This window comes from Rathayibacter sp. AY1C9, assembly GCF_002932315.1.
GTDB lineage: Bacteria > Actinomycetota > Actinomycetes > Actinomycetales > Microbacteriaceae > Rathayibacter.
Window position 1 is genome coordinate 1 of record NZ_PSVZ01000037.1, and the last position, 16087, is coordinate 16087.

Here is a 16087-nt window from a genome sequence, read left to right on the forward strand (position 1 = left end):
TGGTGCTGGTCTGGGCGTTCTCGGCGATCCTCGGCGTCTGGCAGACCTACCTCACCGCGACCGTCGGCAACACGGTCATGGGGGAGCTGCGCATCCGCCCTTCCGCCCACGGCGAAGTCGTGCAAGCCCGCGCCGCGCCCCGTCGGCCGCCTCCGGCGCCGTACCCCCCACCCTTGGTGGCCGCCCCCGGCGCCACCGCACGACGAAGGCCCGGGTCCTGCGCAGCAGGACCCGGGCCTTCGTTCGTGCACCCTATTCCCCCCGACGAGCAGTGCTGACGGCCCGCGGGGGTGTCGTGGGCAAGGCGGAGGAGGAGAGCTGTAGCGGAGCTACCGCCGACGACGACAACGCCGCCCACGGCTCCCCCGCGGGTCGTCAGCCCTTGGTGGCGCCGGCGAGGAGGCCGCGGACGAAGAACCTCTGGAGGGAGAAGAACACGATGAGCGGCACGATGATCGAGATGAACGCGCCGGCCGTGAGCAGCTCCCACGATTGGCCGTAGGAGCCGGTGAGGTCCTGCAGCGCCTTCGTGATCGGCAGCCCCTGTCCGGAGGTGAAGACCGTCGCGACCAGCAGGTCGTTCCAGACCCAGAGGAACTGGAAGATGCCGAAGGAGGCGATGGCGGGGACCGAGAGCGGGAGCACGATGCGGAAGAAGATCTGGCCGTGTCCGGCGCCGTCCACTCGTGCCGCTTCGATGACCTCGCCGGGGATCTCGGAGATGAAGTTGTGGAGCATGAAGATCGCGAGCGGGAGCGCGAAGATCGTGTGCGCGATCCACACCTTCGCGTAGGAGCCGTCCAACCCGTTCACCCCGAGGCCGGGGAGGATGTAGAGCCCTCCGATGCGCAGGCCGTCCGAGAACAGCTGCAGCAGCGGCACGAGCGCCATCTGGATGGGGACGATCTGGAGCGAGAACACGAGGACGAAGAGCGTGTTGCGGCCCTTGAAGTCGATCCAGGCGAATGCGTAGGCGGCGAGGCTGGCGATCGTGATCGGGATCAGCGCCGCCGGCAGCGTGATGACCAGCGAGTTCACGAACGCCTTGCCCAGGGTCAGGCTGTCGCCGGAGTTGAGCGCGTTCGCGTAGTTGTCGAGGGTGAAGCCGGGGTTGGCGAAGATCGTCCACCAGCCGGTCGTCTTGATGTCGTTCGCGGGGCGGAACGACGAGATGAACAGGCCGAGGGTGGGGACGGTCCAGATGACGGCGATGATCAGCGCGGCGAGAGTGGCGCCGCGCGATGTCGTCGCCTTCTTGACCTTGCCGCTGGCCGCCTCGATCCTGGACTCGCCGCGGGCGAGCGCGCGCTCGGTGCTGCGGTCGACCGGAACCTGGATCGGAGTGGGCGTGACGCTCATCGGATCTCCCTCTGCTTGGCGAGCTGGCGGGCGTTGTAGACGACGATCGGGAGCACGAGCAGGAACAGGATGACCGCGAGGGCCGCGCTGTAGCCGCTGCGGGCGCCGAGCTGGAACTGGCGGACCATCTCGAACGCGAGGACCGTGGTGTCGGAGCGGCCGCCGGTCATCGCCGAGACGATGTCGAAGACCTTCAGCGACGCGATCGAGATCGTCGTGAGGACGACCACGATCGAGGAGCGGATGCCGGGGACGGTGACGTTCCAGAAGGACTGCCACGCGCTGGTGCCGTCGAGCGAGGCCGCTTCGAGCTGCTCGGAGGGGACGCCCTTGATGGCGGCGGAGAGCACCGTCATGGCGAATCCGGCCTGGGTCCAGATGAGGACGACGACGAGGAACAGCGTGTTCCACGGCTCGAGTCCCAGCCAGTCGACCGGCGGGGCGCCGAAGGCGGTGAGGATGCCGTTGAGGAGGCCGATCTGCTCGCCCTGGCGCACGTCGTAGAAGAACTTGAAGATGATCGACGCGCCGACGAACGAGATCGCCATCGGCATGAAGACCAGCAGCTTGAAGAACTTCTCGCCGCGGCTCTTGTCGATGAAGACCGCGTAGGCGAGACCGATCGCGGTCGCCGTGATCGGGGCCAGGAGCACCCAGACCACCGTGTTCAGGAAGGCGGTGATGCCGTCGGGGCTGGTGAAGACCCAGACGAAGTTGTCGATGCCGGCGAATCCGGAGCCGTCGTTCTTCATGAACGCGTTGATGGCCGTCGTGATCGTCGGGTAGATCAGGCCGATGAGGATGAAGAAGGCGGCCGGTGCCATGAACGCGATGAGCTGGAGTCCGTAGCCCGCGCCTTTGCGGGACCGGAAGTCGAGCAGGAACAGCGCGCCGCCGATGACGGCGGCCACCACCGCGACCCAGAGGACGGAGTTGTAGAGGCCGAAGACCAGCAGGAGGACGACCGGCAGGACGACCGTGACCGCGAGCCGGAGGACCGTGTAGCCGGTGCCGCGGCGGGGCGCGATCTCGACGAAGAAGAGGATGAGCGCCACCACGGCCGCGAAGGCCAGGAGGATGAGCGGGATCTGCGCGAGCGGCGGGATTCCCGCCAGCCATTGGAAGAACCCCGAGATGGTGATGGGGGACATGGACGCCCTTTCGAGTGCGACTCTGGACTCAGGAGGGGCCCGGCCCCGGGATCCGTGGATCCGGGGGCCGGGCCGTCACAGCTGAGCCGCCACTCGGGAGCGGCGGCTCTGCTCCGCTGCTAGGAGGTGTAGCCGGCCTGGATCTCCTCGAGCGCCTGGTCGGTGCTCGTGCCGTCGATCCAGTCGACCATGCCCTTGAAGAAGCTGTCCGAGCCCACTGCCTTCGGCATGAGGTCGGACGCGTCGAAGCGGAACGTGGTGTCCGGGTTCTGGAGGATCGCGATGGAGTCCTTCAGGACGTCGCTGCCCGCGTTGGCCGGGTCGAGACCGGTGTTCGCGGAGATGACGCCGCCGAGGGAGACGCGGCTGTTGGCCCAGTCGGCGCTGGCCAGGTACTCCTGGACCTTCGCGGTGTCCTCGTCGTTCGAGAACGCGGCGACCATCTCGCCACCACCGGTGACGGCCTGGGCGTCGTCGGCCTTGACCGGCGGGGTGAGGAAGGCCCACACGTCGCCGTCCTCGGCCACGTTGGCGCCGGCCGAGGTCAGGAAGCCCTCGAAGAACGAGGCCTGGTGGGTCAGCGCGCAGGTGCCGTTCGCCATGTTCTGGGCGACGTCGCCGAAGGCGGTGGAGTTGATCGACTTCACATCGCCGTAGCCGGCGTTGACGAGGGTCGGGTCGAGGAGGATCGATCCGACGGAGTCGAACGCGGACTTGATGGCCGGGTCGGTGAAGGGGGTGTCGCCCGCGACCCAGGAGTCGTAGACGTCGGGGCCGGCCTCGCGGAGGACGGCGTCCTCGATCCAGTCGGTTCCGGGCCAGCCGGAGGCCTCACCGGAGTTGAAGCCCGCGCACCAGGACGGTCCGCCGGTCTTCTCGGCGATCGTCTTGCCGAGCGCCTCCATCTCGTCCCACGTCGTGGGAACGGAGACGCCCCACTCCTTGAACTTGGCTGGGGAGTACCAGATGTAGCCCTTGACGGACGCCATCAGCGGCGCGCCGTACTGGGTGCCGTCGACCTGGCCGTACTTCTGCCAGTCCTCGGACCAGTTCTGCTTGACGTTGGCGAGGGCGCCCTCGGGGAGCTCCTGCACCTTGCCGGAGGCGACGGTGTCGGCGAGCAGACCCGGCTGCGGGAAGATCGCGAGGTCGGGGGTGTCGCCACCCTGGACCTTGATGCCGATCTGCTTCTCGAACTCCTTGTCGCCCGTGTACTTGATCTCGATGCCGCTCTCCTTCTCCCAGTCCGCCCAGGACTGCTCGAGAAGGGTGGCCTCGTCGCCGTTGATGGTGCCGTAGACGTTGACGACGCCGTCGGCGGTGCCGACCGTGCCGGCCGAGCTGCCGCCGCCGGCGTTCGGGTCGTTGGGGTCACTGCTGCTGGAGCAGCCCGCGAGTGCGATGCCGGCCGCTGCCAGAACGGCGACCGGGACGGTGATACGGCGGTGCAGGGATGACCGCATTCTTCCTCCTCATTGAGTGGTGGAACCAGCCGAGCAGGCCGCTCCTCGCCGATCGGGATCGGGAGGCTGTGGCGGCTCGAAGCGTGTGCCGCGACGACTCGGATGCTGGTGATGGCGATGCCAGGAGGAACTCCGAGCGGATCACCGGATTCGTGTGGGTGGGCTCCCACGGAGGGAAACCTTTCCACAAGAACGATGAAAGCACAACGCCGGTGATAGAGCGCTCTCTGAGATAACGATTCGGCGTCAGAACAGCGATCGCGGCGGCCGGGCCGGGCGGAGGTCGATCTCGGCGCGACGCCCGGCCGCCGGGCGGGGTATAACTTCCTGGAACCGTTTCCAGCATCGAGGCCGGACGGTCGGGAGGAACGCCGTGCCAGGCATCGAAGAGGTGGCCGAGCTCGCAGGAGTGTCGAAGGCGACGGTCTCGCGCGCGCTCAGCGGCCGGGGCTACGTCTCCGCGGGGACGAAGCAGCGCGTCGAGCGCGCCGCGACGAGCCTGGGCTACGTCGTCTCCGCCAACGCCTCCAGCCTCGTCACCGGCCGCAGCAACAACATCGCCGTGATCATCCCGATCATCAACCAGTGGTTCTTCGCCGGGATCATCGAGGGCATCGAGCGCGCCCTGCTCGCCGCCGGCTACGACCTGCTCCTCTACAACATCGACAAGCACCTCGACGCCCGCCGGAGCGTGTTCGAGTACTACCTCGTCCGCAAGCGCGTCGACGCGATCGTCGCCGTCACCCTCGAGATATCGCCGCACGAGACGGAGGCGCTCCTCGCCCTGGGCAAGCCCATCGTCGGCATCGGCGGCGAGCTCCCCGGCATCCCCACCTTCAGCATCGACGACGTCGCCGCCTCCCGCCTCGCCACGGAGCACCTGCTCTCCCTCGGCCATGAGCGGGTCGTCCACATCGGCGGGCTCGCGGAGGAGGAGATGGACTTCCACGTCCACACGCAGCGCCGCGACGGCTTCCGCCAGGCGCTCGCCGCCGCCGGCCTCGAGCCGGGCGCGCAGGACATCGTGCCCACCACCTTCGACATCCCCGGCGGGCACAGCGCCGGACGGCAGGTCCTCGGCGACCCGCGGACCCGGCCGACGGCGATCTTCGCCGCCTCCGACGAGATCGCGATCGGGATCATCCTCGCGGCGCGCGAGCTCGGCCTCTCGGTGCCCGAGGACGTCTCCGTCATCGGGATCGACGACCACCCCCTCGCCGAGCTCTTCGGTCTCAGCTCGATCCGCCAGGACCCGCGTCAGCAGGGCGAGCTCGCGGTCGCGCTGGTGCTGGACGCGCTGGCCGCTCTCGGTCGCGGCGAGCCCCCTCCCCCGGCCCGCCACACGCTGATCCCCGCCTCGCTGGTGATCCGCACCAGCACCTCGGCGCCGCGGGGAGCGAGAATCGGAGCATGAGCGACTCCGACACCCCCACCGTCCGCGACGTCCCCGAGCGGTCCCGCTTCGTGATCGAGGTCGGCGGCACCCCGGCCGGCTTCGCCGCGTACACCCGCCAGGGCGACGAGGTGACGCTCACCCACACCGTCGTCGACGACGCGTGGGAGGGCCACGGCCTCGGGAGCATCCTCGCGCTGGCCGCGGTCACCGCGATCACGGAGGCGGGCGGCACGGTCGTCCCGCGCTGCCCCTTCGTCGCGGCCTGGCTGCGCAAGCACCCGGACGTCGACGCCCGGGTCCGCTGGCCCGAGGACTGACTCACTCCGGGGGCGTCCTGCTCCCGATCTCCTGGAGCGCCCAGGTGTTGCCGTCCGGATCGGCGAAGTACGCGTACTGCACGCCGCCCAGGTCCTGGACCTCGCTGATCTCGAGCGAGCGGCCGACGAGCTCCGCGCGAGCGGCGGCGATGTCGTCGACGACGAGGTGGAGGGAGCGGACGACGCCCTCCTCCGGACCGGGGCCCATCCCGCTGCCGACCACGATCGAGCAGGCCGAGCCGGGCGGGGTGAGCTGGACCACGCGCATCGCGGCGGAGGGCCGCACGTCGTGGTCGAGGTGGAAGCCCATCACCTCCGTGTAGAAGGCGACCGCGCGGTCGACGTCGCTGACGGGGAGGGGGACGAGCTCGAGTCGCATCTGCACGCGACCAGTGTGCCGCGCGGCGGAACCGTGCGGGAGGGGGTCAGTCGCGCGGGCCGACGACGAGGCGCTCGTGCATGATCTCGACGGCGCGCTCGAGGACGCGGCGGTCCTCCGGAGTCAGATCGGCGAAGATCGGCGTCAGCGCGTCGCCGAGGTCGGTCCGCCAGGCGTTCAGCGCGTCCGCGCCGGCGGGAGCCAGGCGGATCTGCCAGGCGCGCGCGTCGAGGGGATCGGCGATGCGGTCGAGCCAGCCGGTCTCGACGAGGTTCTTCACGATCTTGGTCATCGTGGGCTGCGAGACGCGGCTCTGGGAGGCGAGCTCCCCCAGGCGCATCGGGCCCATCGAGAGGAGCACCGAGAGCGTGCGCCAGACGGCCTGCGACTCCTGGTTGCCGGTCGCCTGGGCGGCAAGGCGGGTGATCCGGTGCGTCACCGAGACGAAGTCGCTCAGGAGCTCGCTGAGCGAGACCTCGCTGGGCGGGACGTCGCGGGCGGGGAGCCCGGCGAGCAGATCGTGAGCAGTCACGCTCCGATCCTAGGGGCGCGCGCCGCCAACGGCCGGGAACGACGAAGGGCGCCGCCTCCGAGGAGACGACGCCCTGCGTCTGCAGGCGTGCCTGCGTCACCCTGACGAGCGACCGACCGGAGCCGGCACCCGCGACGGGTGAAGGGGATTACTTGACGGTGACGGTCGCGCCGGCGCCCTCGAGCTGAGCCTTGGCCTTCTCGGCGGTCTCCTTGTTGACGGCCTCGAGGACCGCCTTGGGGGCACCGTCGACGAGCGCCTTCGCCTCACCGAGGCCGAGGCTGGTGAGGGCGCGCACCTCCTTGATGACCTGGATCTTCTTCTCGCCGGCGGCCTCGAGCACGACGTCGAACTCGGTCTGCTCCTCGACCTCTTCGGCGGGGGCGGCCGGGCCGGCCACACCGGCGGCGGCGACGGGCGCCGCAGCGGTGACCTCGAAGACCTCTTCGAACTTCTTGACGAACTCCGAGAGCTCGATGAGCGTGAGCTCCTTGAAGGCCTCGATGAGCTCGTCCTGCGTGAGCTTTGCCATGATTTTTCTCCTTGTTTTTCTTTGTCTACGAACCGCGCGCGCACTGCTTCCCGGAAGGGGAAGACATCAGCTCGCGGACTCCTGCTTCTCGCGCAGCGCCTCGACCGTGCGAACGGCCTTCGAGAGCGGAGCGTTGAACAGATATGCGGCGCCGAACAGCGAGGCCTTGAAGGCGCCGGCGAGCTTGCCGAGCAGAACTTCGCGGGACTCGAGGTCGGCGAGCTTGCCCACCTCTTCTGCGGTCAGCGGGTTACCGTCGAAGTAACCGCCCTTGACCACGAGGAGAGGGTTTGCCTTGGCGAAGGCACGCAGCGACTTCGCGACGGCGACAGGGTCGCCGTGCACGAACGCGATGGCCGAGGGGCCAGCGAGCTCGTCGTCGAAGGACGAGATACCGGCGTTGTTCGCCGCGATCTTGGTCAGCGTGTTCTTCACCACGGCGTAGGTTGCGTGCTCACTGATGTCCTTGCGCAGCGTCTTGAGCTGAGCAACAGTGAGACCGCGGTACTCGGTCAGCAGAACGGCCGTCGAGCTCTGGAACTTCTCCGTGAGTTCGGCAACCGAGGCTTCCTTGTTCGCCATGGCTACTCCTGTGAATTCTCGTGCCGGTAGCCCGAAGGCAGGCAAAGAAAAAAGCTCCGGCACAGGGGCGCGGAGCTTCGGGATCGCGGTGAGGCGGAACTGAACTCGTGCACCTGCGCGGGCAATTCGCTTCGCGAATCCTTCGTCCGGTGGCGATCCGCGGGGCCGGGGCCCTGCTCGTGCGCACACCGGAAACCGGCGGTCTTTGGCTTCGGGAAGCGTACGTCATCGCGGCGCGCGGGCGCAAGTCGAGGAGGAGGGTCCTCGCGCGGGATGCTGGAGGCATGACCGGCCCGACCCCCGACTCCGCCCGCGACGTCGACTCCGCGATCGCCTCGGTGGAGGGCGAGCTCAGCACCCTCTTCAACCGTGTGCGGGCGGCGATGCGCTCCTACGCCGAGCGTCTCCACCCGGAGCTGACGCCACTGGGCTACAAGACGATCTCGGCGCTCGAGCGCCGCGGACCCGTGCACTCGGGCGTGCTGGCCGAGCTCCTCGAGATGGACAAGTCGGCGCTCAGCCGCCAGATCACGGCGCTCGACCGCCTCGGCTTCCTCGAGCGCACCCCCGACCCGCAGGACGGCCGCGCCACGATCCTCTCGGTGACTCCGGCGACCGCTGCGCGGCTGCGCGAGATCCGCAGCTCGAACCAGGCGCTGATGCACGAGGAGCTGCGCAGCTGGGCGCTCGCCGACGTCGAGCTCTTCGCCTCTCTCCTGCACAGGATCAACGACCTCGACATCTGACGCCTAGCACCCCGTCCGTCCGGGGACAATCGCCGGACGCCGCCCGCTCGACTGCGTAGTTTCGGAGGCGATGGACCAGCACTCCTCCTCTCTCCTCCCCCACGACGTGGACGGCGCACTCGGCTTCGCGCGCGGTCTGAGCACCGACGCGCCCCGGCCCGGCACCGGTCGCACCGCCGAGCTGCACGGTCTCCTCGAGCGCCTGGCTCGGCACGACCTCGGCGTCGCGCGCGCGGTGGAGCCGCACCTCGACGCTCTCGCGATCCTCGGCGAGGCGGAGCTCGACCCGTCCGGACTCGGAGTCGCCGCCGACGCCGCCTGGGGAGTCTTCGCGGCCGAGGGCGGCGGGGATCCTCTGGTCGCGCGCGAGAGCGACGGCGACTGGCTGCTCGACGGAGTGAAGCCCTGGTGCTCGCTGGCCGACCGCCTCGACGCCGCCCTCGTCACCGCCCACGTCGGGGACGCCTCCGGCGAGCGCCGCCTCTTCGCCGTGGCGCTGCGCGACGGGACGGCGACGCCGGAGCAGGACGCCTGGCACGCGCGGGGCCTGACGGAGGTGCCCAGCGGACCGGTCCGCTTCTCCGGCACCCGCGCCGTCCCCGTGGGGGACGCCGGCTGGTACCTCTCGCGGCCCGGCTTCGCCTGGGGCGGCATCGGCGTCGCCGCCTGCTGGCACGGCGGAGCCCTCGGAGTCGCGGCGGCCGTCGCGGCGGCGGCCGCCCGACGCGAGGACCCGCACCTCCTGGCCCACCTCGGAGCGATCGACACGGCGCTCTCCGCGTCGCGCCGGGCGCTGGACGAGGCCGCCGCGGCGGTCGACGCGGGCGAGGCCGACGGCCCCCGCGGCTCGCTGCTCGCCAAGCGCGTGCGGGCGAGCGTCGCCGGAGCGGTCGAGGAGATCCTGCTCCGCGCCGGCCGCGCGCTCGGCCCGGCTCCGCTCGCCCTCGACGCCGAGCACGCCAAGCGCGTCGCCGATCTCGCGCTCTACGTCCGCCAGCACCACGCCGAGCGCGACGACGCCGCTCTCGGCCGCGCCGTGCTCGCCTCGGGCGAGGCGGCCTCCTGGTGAGCCGGCCCTTCGACGGGCGCCTCGAAGGCACTCCTCTCGAGCGCTGGACCGCGGACGGCCGCCGCGACCGCCTCCCGGAGCTGACCCTGCCCGACGGGATCCGGCGCGTCCTGGTGGTCGTGGCGCACGCCGACGACGAGACCCTCGGCTGCGGCGGCACCATCGCGCTCGCGCGTCGGCGCGGGATCGCGGTCGACGTCGTCGTCGTGACCGACGGAGCCGCGGCCCACGGGGAGCGGGACGCGGACCTCGCTGCCGAGCGCCGGCGGGAGGCCTCGGACGCACTGGCGGAGCTCGGCCCCGGCATCGGGCTCGCCTTCCTCGACGTGCCGGACTCGGCAACCCCGGAGCACCACGAGCGCATCGCACGCGAGGTGCGCGAGCGGGCGGCCGGCGCCCCCGGGACCGTCCTGCTCCTCTCCACCTGGACCGGGGACGGGCACCGGGACCACCGCGTGGTCGGCGAGGTCTGCGCGGAGGTCGCTCGCGAGCTCGGGCAGCCGCTCCTCGCCGCGCCGATCTGGCTGTGGCACTGGGCGGACCCGGAGGACCCCGAGGTGCCGTGGGGCGATCTCGTGCGCCTGCCGCTCGACGACGAGCTGCTCGAGCGCACCCGCCGCGCCCGCTCCCGCTATCCCAGCCAGACCCGCCCCGGGCCCGACGGGACCGGTCCGGTGCTCCATCCGCTCTTCCTGCGCACCTTCACCGGGAACGACCGGCTGGTGAGGATCGCATGAGCTACTTCGACGAGCTGTACGCCCGCCACGAGGACCCGTGGGGGTACACGAGCCGCTGGTACGAGCAGCGCAAGCGCGCCCTGACCCTCGCGAGCCTGCCGGAGCAGCGCTACGGCTCCGTGCTGGAGATCGGCGCCTCGATCGGCGTGCTGGCCGAGGCGCTGGCCGACCGGGCCGACCGCCTGCTGGCGATCGACGTGTCGAGCGCCGCCGTCGAGCGCGCCGCCCGCCGCCTCGCTCCGCTCGAGCACGTGCGGGTCGAGCACCACGACATCACCCGCGGCGTGCCGGAGGGTCCGTTCGACCTGGTCGTGCTCTCGGAGGTCGGCTACTACCTCGGCGACGCCCTCCCCGGCGTGCTGCGCACCATCCGCGACGCCCTCGCCCCCGCGGGGGAGCTCGTCACCGTGCACTGGCGGCATCCGATCGAGGGGCTCGCTCTGGGCGGCGACGCCGTGCAGTCCGCCGTGGCCGAGCTGGGCCTGCACCGCCTCGCCCGCCACGAGGAGGAGGACGTCCTGCTCGAGGTCCACGCCCGCGACTCCCGCTCGGTCGCCCGCCGGACGGGGCTGGTGTGAGCCGGCTCGCGCAGGTGCTGGTCGTCGTGCCCGCGCGCGACGAGGAGGAGCGGATCGGCGGCCTGATCGCCTCCGTCCAGGCCAGTGCGACCCACCTCGCCCACCGGGCGGCCGGCATCGGGATGCGCCTCGTGGTCGCCGCGGACGGCTGCTCCGACGCGACCGTCGAGCGGGCCCGCGCCGCCGGCGCCGAGGTGCTGGAGCTCGCCCGCTGCGGAGTCGGCGCCGCCCGCTCCGCCGGGATCGCGCACGCCCTCTCCTCCGTCACCGCTCCGCTCGAGCAGGTGTGGATCGCCAACACCGACGCCGACACCGTGGTCCCCCGCGACTGGCTGGCCGCCCACGTCGAGCACGCCCGACGGCACGACGCGCTGATCGGCACGGTCCGGCCCGACCCGGCCGACCTCTCCCCCGGCGCCTACTCGCGCTGGCGAGACGTCCGCGCGCGGGAGGAGTCGATCGGCAGCATCCACGGCGCGAACCTCGGCGTCCGCGCGAGCGCATACCTCGCGGCGGGCGGCTTCGGCCGGGAGCCGCTGCACGAGGACGTCCTGCTCGTCGAGCGGCTGCGCGCGAGCGGCGCCCGGGTCGGAGCGACGGACCGCGGCGAGGTGGTCACCTCCGGCCGCCGCGACAACCGGGTCGAGGGCGGCTACGGCCACTACCTCCACGCTCGCTTCCCGGCCGAGCCGTCTCCGGCCTGCGGCTGAATCGGGTACACGCGCACGCGGAACACGATGCGAGGGGTCCCTGTCAATGGTCGGGCCGTGGTTTGTCACGGATTGCGCAGGAGAGTCAAATGGGTGTCGAGCACGACCCGGTGCTCTCCGATGGAAGGGTCACCGCATGAATCCCCGCCTCGTCCTGCTGGCACTGGTCGCCTTCACCGCCTACGTGTTCGGCTCCCGCGCCGGCCGTGGCCGCTACGAAGAGCTGCGCCACCTCGCACTCGGCGTGTGGAACGACCCGGCCACGAAGAAGACCCGCAAGAAGCTCAAGAAGACCTCCAAGCGCGAGGCCAAGCAGCTCACCGCCATCGCGAGCAAGGCCCGCGACAAGGTGCAGCGCCGCCTCCGCTGACCCCCGCTTCCACGACTCACCGGACACCGGCCCGCCGGTGTCTCCGCTCGCATCGGAACGGCCGATCGAGCACGAACTGAAGGAGAAACATCATGGGCATCATCAGCTGGATCATCCTCGGCCTCATCGCCGGGGCGCTCGCCAAGCTCATCCTCCCGGGCAAGCAGGGCGGCGGATGGATCATCACGATCGTCCTCGGCATCGTGGGCGCGCTGCTCGGCGGCTTCCTCAGCACGCTGTTCGGCATCCAGGACGCCGTCAACGGCATCAACATCGTGAGCATCATCGTCTCCGTCGTCGGTGCGATCGTCGTCCTCCTCATCTACGGCGCGATCGTCGGCCGCAAGTCCCGCGCGTAAGTCGCGCTCCCCGAAGGCCCCCGGCATCCGTGCCGGGGGCCTTCGGCGTTCCCGGAGCGGGCGCACCTCTGCTCAGGGGATCCGACTCCTCCTCCGCGGGGAAGCTGGATGTCCGCCGAGCGCGCAAGGGGTTGATGCTGAGAGCCGCAGGCGATGGACTGGAGGCACGACGGCGCGGCTCCACTGCGCCCTCGCCCCGACGAAAGGACGTACTCGCTCATGAGCGACGACACCGCAACGGTCCCCACGATCACCCTGAACAACGGCGTGGAGATCCCGCAGCTGGGCTTCGGCGTGTTCCAGATCGACCCGGCCGAGACCAAGGACGCGACCCTGGCGGCCCTCGAGGTCGGCTACCGCCACATCGACACCGCCGAGATGTACGGCAACGAGGCGGGCGTCGGCGAGGCCGTCCGCGCCTCCGGCCTCGACCGCTCCGAGGTCTTCGTGACCAGCAAGCTCAACAACGGCTTCCACGCCCGCGAGGACGCTCTCGCCGCGATCGACGTCACCCTCGGCGAGCTGCAGTTCGACTACGTCGACCTCTTCCTCATCCACTGGCCGCTCCCGAACGTGGGCGACTACCTGGAGACCTGGAAGGCGATGGAGGAGATCTACCGCAGCGGCAAGGCGAAGGCGATCGGCGTCTCCAACTTCCAGACCAACCACCTCAACCGGCTCCGCGCCGAGGCGACCATCGTCCCGGCCGTGAACCAGATCGAGGTGCACCCCTACCTCGTGCAGCAGGAGCTCCGCGCCTACGGCACCGAGCACGGCATCGCGACCGAGGCCTGGTCGCCGATCGCGCAGGGCCTCGTCCTCGACGACGACACCATCACCCGCATCGCGCGCAACGTCGACCGCAGCCCGGCGCAGGTCGTGCTCCGCTGGCACATCCAGCGCGGCGACATCGTCTTCCCGAAGTCGGTCACCCGCAAGCGCGTGGAGGAGAACTTCGCCCTCTTCGACTTCGAGCTCGACGACGAGGCGATGACCGACATCACGGCGCTCGACCGCGGCCACCGCACCGGCCCCGACCCCGACACCTTCAACTACATCCCGAGCTGATCCTCGGCTCCACGGAGCGCGCCCGGCCTGCAGTCATCCTGCGGACCGGGCGCGCTCGTGCGTGGGGCGGCGAGCCGAGCCGCGCACGAACAGGGCGGGTCTCGAGACGCCGCGCTGCCGCTCCTCGACCGGCACGGTCACGGGCCGACCGCACCCCTGCTGATCGAGGAGCGGGCGCAGCCCGCGTATCGGGATCCACCCCACCGACGAACAGCGCGGATCTCGATGCGCCGGGCCCGCAGGTCAGCCCTGCTGCGAGTCGCGCCAGGAGTGCTCGGGGGCGTAGCCGAGGACCTCGCGGGCGTGGTCGATCGAGAGCAGGGTGCCGGTTGTCCCGAGGTCGCCGCGCAGCTCGACGCCGGGGAACACCTCGGCCACCAGCTCGGCGTTGGGGCGCGTCATCACGGTGTCGGCCGCGGCGATGATGAAGCGGTCGAACCCGGTCGTCTCGGCGAGCAGCGCCTTCTCGACCGCCTGCGCTCCGTCGCGTCCGTCGATGTAGCCCCAGAGGTTCCACTTGCGCAGCAGCGCGTCGGAGTCGAACGACGGGAACTCGGCGTAGTCGGCCTCGTCCATGACGTTCGAGAAGCGCAGGCCCGTGATCTTCAGGTCCGGGTGCCAGCGGCACAGCTCGATCGCCATCTGCTCCTCGAGGTGCTTGGTGAGCGAGTAGACCGACTCCGGGCGCGCCGGGTACTGCTCGTCGACCGGGATGTAGGGCGGCGGGACGTCGAAGGGCAGGCCCAGCACGGTCTCGCTGGAGGCGTAGACGACGTTGCGGATGCCGGCACGGATCGCTCCGTGGAACGCGTTGAACGTCGCGATCATGTTGTTGTGGAACGTGGCGACGTCGGGCACGAGGCCCGGCGCGGGGATCGCGGCGAGGTGCACGAGCGCGTCGATGCCCTCGTACTGGTCGTTCACCGACTGCAGCGCGTCCACGACCTGGCCGTAGTCGGCGATGTCGATGCGGACGAAGCCCGCGCCGCGGTCCCCCGCACGGTCCAGATTGAAGACCTCGTGCCCGGAGGCGCGGAGGCGGGTGACGACGTGGCGGCCGAGCTTGCCGGATCCACCGGTGACTGCGATTCTCATGCTCGAACGCTAACGGGCCTGAGCGACGAGGGACGAGGGTTGCGGATCAGCTCCGGGCATGGAGCGAGATCGCGCCGCCGACCTCGGGCGTCGTCTCGTCGGCGACGAGCTCCGTCCAGCGGCGGAGCACGGCGGCGCCGGCCGCGTCGTTCACGGCTCCGTCGACGACGAGGACCGGGTAGGGCTTCTCGGGCACGCCCTCTGCGGGCCGCACGTCGACGTGGGCGACGTCGTAGGCGTGCTCGAACAGCCAGTCGGCCATCGCGTAGTCGCTCCGGGAGTCGCCGACCGTGCGCCAGCGCTGCGGGATCGCGCCGGTCGCTCCGAGCAGCTCCACGGCGCGCTGGGCGCCGAGGTCCTTGCCGAGCCGGTTCGACTCGATGTCGGTCGAGATGACGGTCGGGTCGATGCGGAAGTCGACCGTCCCCTCCTCGTTCGGGTACCGGATGCCGCGGCGCTCGACTCCGAGGCCCGCGGCGGTCATGATCTGCAGGGCGTCGGCGTCGAAGACGAGCTGGCGCTCGAGGTAGTCCTCGCTCGGCAGGTCGACCAGCTGCTCGGCCGAGACCATGGCGCGCTTGGTCTCGTCGAAGAAGACCAGGTCGTCGTAGTCGGAGCGGATCATCCGCTCGAGGTCGCGGGCCACCGGCTCGGGGATCGCGAGCGACTCGTCGACGATCGGCTCCGAGGTGCCGCGGTAGTCGACGGTGAACCAGACGGCGCCCTTCTCGCAGACGCAGACGATGCGGGCCTCGGCCGAGACGCCGCGCTCGAGGAGCGCGGGCAGGACCCGCTCGCGCAGGAACGCGTCGGAGCGGCCCGTGTTGAACACGATCGGGATGCCGGCGTTGGCCAGGGTGACGAGGTCGTCGGCGATCTCGGGGAGCGAGATCGTGCGCGTGACGGGGCTCGCGATGGGCCCGTCGACGTCAAGGAGCAGGCCGAGCGGAGGGGGTGTGGAGGTCATCGTGTCCCATTCTGCCGTGCCGGGGCCGCTCGACGCCTCCGTGACCGCCTCCGCGCGGGCGGAGCGGTTCAGGAGGCGGGGACGACGAGGGTGCGCTGGGCGGTGGTGCCGTCGGGAGCGAGGACGGCGAGGGTGATCAGGGTCTCGGAGTCGCGGCAGTCGGCGGTGACGGCGGCGGAGCCGGACGCCGCGAGGTCGACGGGCTCGCCCGCGCTCGCGTCGGTGGTGCCGACGGCCAGGCGGGCGGTGGCGCCTCCGCTCGTCTCCCACGACAGGGCGAGCGGGACGGATGCGGTGCGGTCGCCCTCGCAGTCGACGGAGGCGGGGGTGGAGGCGAAGGAGACGATCGCGGGAGGATCGTCGGATCCGGTGCCCGGCTCGGTGCCGGACGGAGCGGCGGAGACCGTCGGTGCGGGGGCGGCGGCGCCGTCGGCCGCCTCCGCGGAGCCGGGAGCGGCGGACGTCGCCGGAGCGGTCCCGGACGGCGCCGAGGACGGGCCCGCGGACGCCGTGGCTGCGCCGGGCGCTCCCCCGCCGGCGGGCCGGACGAGCAGCACGATCGCGAGGACGACGGCGACGAGTCCGAGGGCGGCGAGGACGATCCCGGTGGTGCGGGCGGAGCGGGACGGCATCGGTCCTCCTGGGACGGGACGGGACGGGACGGGACGGGACGGGAC

The 16087-nt window shown here is 71.1% G+C and carries 21 protein-coding genes; 11 read left to right on the forward strand and 10 right to left on the reverse strand.

The annotated features are described in order from the left end of the window. A partial coding sequence (locus C5D09_RS17755; protein WP_219813085.1) for a hypothetical protein occupies positions 1-278 on the forward strand: 278 nt, incomplete at its 5' end. A 97-nt stretch (positions 279-375) separates the two neighbouring features. Here C5D09_RS17755 and C5D09_RS16095 read toward each other — a convergent pair. The 3 genes from C5D09_RS16095 to C5D09_RS16105 form a co-directional block, all read right to left on the reverse strand. Continuing rightward, positions 376-1359, reverse strand: coding sequence for a carbohydrate ABC transporter permease (locus tag C5D09_RS16095; protein WP_104224339.1), 984 nt, complete (start codon positions 1357-1359; stop codon positions 376-378). Next, entirely contained in the window at positions 1356-2510 is a 1155-nt protein-coding gene (locus C5D09_RS16100; RefSeq protein ID WP_181027270.1) for a carbohydrate ABC transporter permease, read from the reverse strand. The genes C5D09_RS16095 and C5D09_RS16100 overlap by 4 nt, the downstream gene beginning before the upstream one ends. A gap of 119 nt (positions 2511-2629) precedes the next feature. After that, the gene (locus tag C5D09_RS16105) at positions 2630-3973 is read right to left on the reverse strand and encodes an ABC transporter substrate-binding protein (RefSeq protein ID WP_104227181.1); all 1344 of its coding nucleotides are present in this window, start codon (positions 3971-3973) and stop codon (positions 2630-2632) included. Positions 3974-4346: 373 nt separating this feature from the next. Between C5D09_RS16105 and C5D09_RS16110 the strand changes: the two genes are divergently transcribed. Then, positions 4347-5387 carry a LacI family DNA-binding transcriptional regulator gene (locus C5D09_RS16110; RefSeq protein ID WP_104224337.1) on the forward strand — a complete coding sequence of 347 codons (1041 nt, stop codon included), beginning with the start codon at positions 4347-4349 and terminating at the stop codon, positions 5385-5387. Then, complete coding sequence (locus C5D09_RS16115) at positions 5384-5686, forward strand: GNAT family N-acetyltransferase (protein WP_104262982.1); 303 nt, start codon at positions 5384-5386, stop codon at positions 5684-5686. Before C5D09_RS16110 ends, C5D09_RS16115 begins: the two co-directional genes overlap by 4 nt. Before the next feature lies 1 nt (position 5687). On the opposite strand, the gene C5D09_RS16120 is transcribed toward C5D09_RS16115, so the two are convergent. The 4 genes from C5D09_RS16120 to rplJ form a co-directional block, all read right to left on the reverse strand. Continuing rightward, positions 5688-6071, reverse strand: a complete 384-nt coding sequence (locus C5D09_RS16120) for a VOC family protein (protein ID WP_181074635.1) — start codon at positions 6069-6071, stop codon at positions 5688-5690. A gap of 40 nt (positions 6072-6111) precedes the next feature. Continuing rightward, positions 6112-6597, reverse strand: coding sequence for a MarR family winged helix-turn-helix transcriptional regulator (locus C5D09_RS16125; protein WP_244229591.1), 486 nt, complete (start codon positions 6595-6597; stop codon positions 6112-6114). 148 nt (positions 6598-6745) lie between these two features. Next, the gene (gene rplL, locus C5D09_RS16130; protein ID WP_104224335.1) at positions 6746-7129 is read right to left on the reverse strand and encodes a 50S ribosomal protein L7/L12; all 384 of its coding nucleotides are present in this window, start codon (positions 7127-7129) and stop codon (positions 6746-6748) included. Positions 7130-7195: 66 nt separating this feature from the next. Next, complete coding sequence (gene rplJ, locus C5D09_RS16135) at positions 7196-7711, reverse strand: 50S ribosomal protein L10 (RefSeq protein ID WP_055791018.1); 516 nt, start codon at positions 7709-7711, stop codon at positions 7196-7198. A 284-nt stretch (positions 7712-7995) separates the two neighbouring features. Here rplJ and C5D09_RS16140 point away from each other — a divergent pair, with 284 nt between their 5' ends. The 8 genes from C5D09_RS16140 (at position 7996) to C5D09_RS16175 (ending at position 13348) form a co-directional block, all read left to right on the forward strand. Next, positions 7996-8457, forward strand: coding sequence for a MarR family winged helix-turn-helix transcriptional regulator (locus C5D09_RS16140; protein WP_104224334.1), 462 nt, complete (start codon positions 7996-7998; stop codon positions 8455-8457). A gap of 70 nt (positions 8458-8527) precedes the next feature. Continuing rightward, on the forward strand, positions 8528-9526 hold the full coding sequence (locus tag C5D09_RS16145) for an acyl-CoA/acyl-ACP dehydrogenase (RefSeq protein WP_104269753.1): 999 nt from the start codon (positions 8528-8530) through the stop codon (positions 9524-9526). Continuing rightward, positions 9523-10263, forward strand: coding sequence for a PIG-L deacetylase family protein (locus C5D09_RS16150; RefSeq protein WP_181133846.1), 741 nt, complete (start codon positions 9523-9525; stop codon positions 10261-10263). The genes C5D09_RS16145 and C5D09_RS16150 overlap by 4 nt, the downstream gene beginning before the upstream one ends. Continuing rightward, positions 10260-10841 carry a class I SAM-dependent methyltransferase gene (locus C5D09_RS16155; RefSeq protein WP_104269754.1) on the forward strand — a complete coding sequence of 194 codons (582 nt, stop codon included), beginning with the start codon at positions 10260-10262 and terminating at the stop codon, positions 10839-10841. The genes C5D09_RS16150 and C5D09_RS16155 overlap by 4 nt, the downstream gene beginning before the upstream one ends. Then, positions 10838-11551: a glycosyltransferase family 2 protein gene (locus C5D09_RS16160; protein ID WP_104269755.1), complete on the forward strand. Its 714-nt coding sequence runs from the start codon at positions 10838-10840 to the stop codon at positions 11549-11551. Before C5D09_RS16155 ends, C5D09_RS16160 begins: the two co-directional genes overlap by 4 nt. Before the next feature lie 136 nt (positions 11552-11687). Continuing rightward, entirely contained in the window at positions 11688-11921 is a 234-nt protein-coding gene (locus C5D09_RS16165; RefSeq protein ID WP_104227476.1) for a hypothetical protein, read from the forward strand. A gap of 92 nt (positions 11922-12013) precedes the next feature. Beyond that, positions 12014-12280 carry a GlsB/YeaQ/YmgE family stress response membrane protein gene (locus C5D09_RS16170; RefSeq protein WP_104224330.1) on the forward strand — a complete coding sequence of 89 codons (267 nt, stop codon included), beginning with the start codon at positions 12014-12016 and terminating at the stop codon, positions 12278-12280. A gap of 219 nt (positions 12281-12499) precedes the next feature. Beyond that, positions 12500-13348 (forward strand): aldo/keto reductase, encoded by an 849-nt coding sequence (locus tag C5D09_RS16175; protein ID WP_104248244.1) that lies wholly within the window; start codon positions 12500-12502, stop codon positions 13346-13348. Positions 13349-13591: 243 nt separating this feature from the next. Here C5D09_RS16175 and C5D09_RS16180 read toward each other — a convergent pair whose 3' ends face one another. The 3 genes from C5D09_RS16180 to C5D09_RS16190 all read right to left on the reverse strand — a co-directional run bounded on the left by C5D09_RS16180 (position 13592) and on the right by C5D09_RS16190 (position 16042). Continuing rightward, positions 13592-14443 carry an NAD(P)-dependent oxidoreductase gene (locus tag C5D09_RS16180; protein ID WP_104227477.1) on the reverse strand — a complete coding sequence of 284 codons (852 nt, stop codon included), beginning with the start codon at positions 14441-14443 and terminating at the stop codon, positions 13592-13594. Between the two features lie 46 nt (positions 14444-14489). Next, the gene (locus tag C5D09_RS16185) at positions 14490-15410 is read right to left on the reverse strand and encodes a hypothetical protein (RefSeq protein ID WP_104269756.1); all 921 of its coding nucleotides are present in this window, start codon (positions 15408-15410) and stop codon (positions 14490-14492) included. Between the two features lie 68 nt (positions 15411-15478). Continuing rightward, a complete protein-coding gene (locus C5D09_RS16190; protein ID WP_104269757.1) occupies positions 15479-16042 on the reverse strand; it encodes a hypothetical protein in 564 nt (187 codons plus the stop codon). Between the last annotated feature and the right edge of the window lie 45 nt (positions 16043-16087).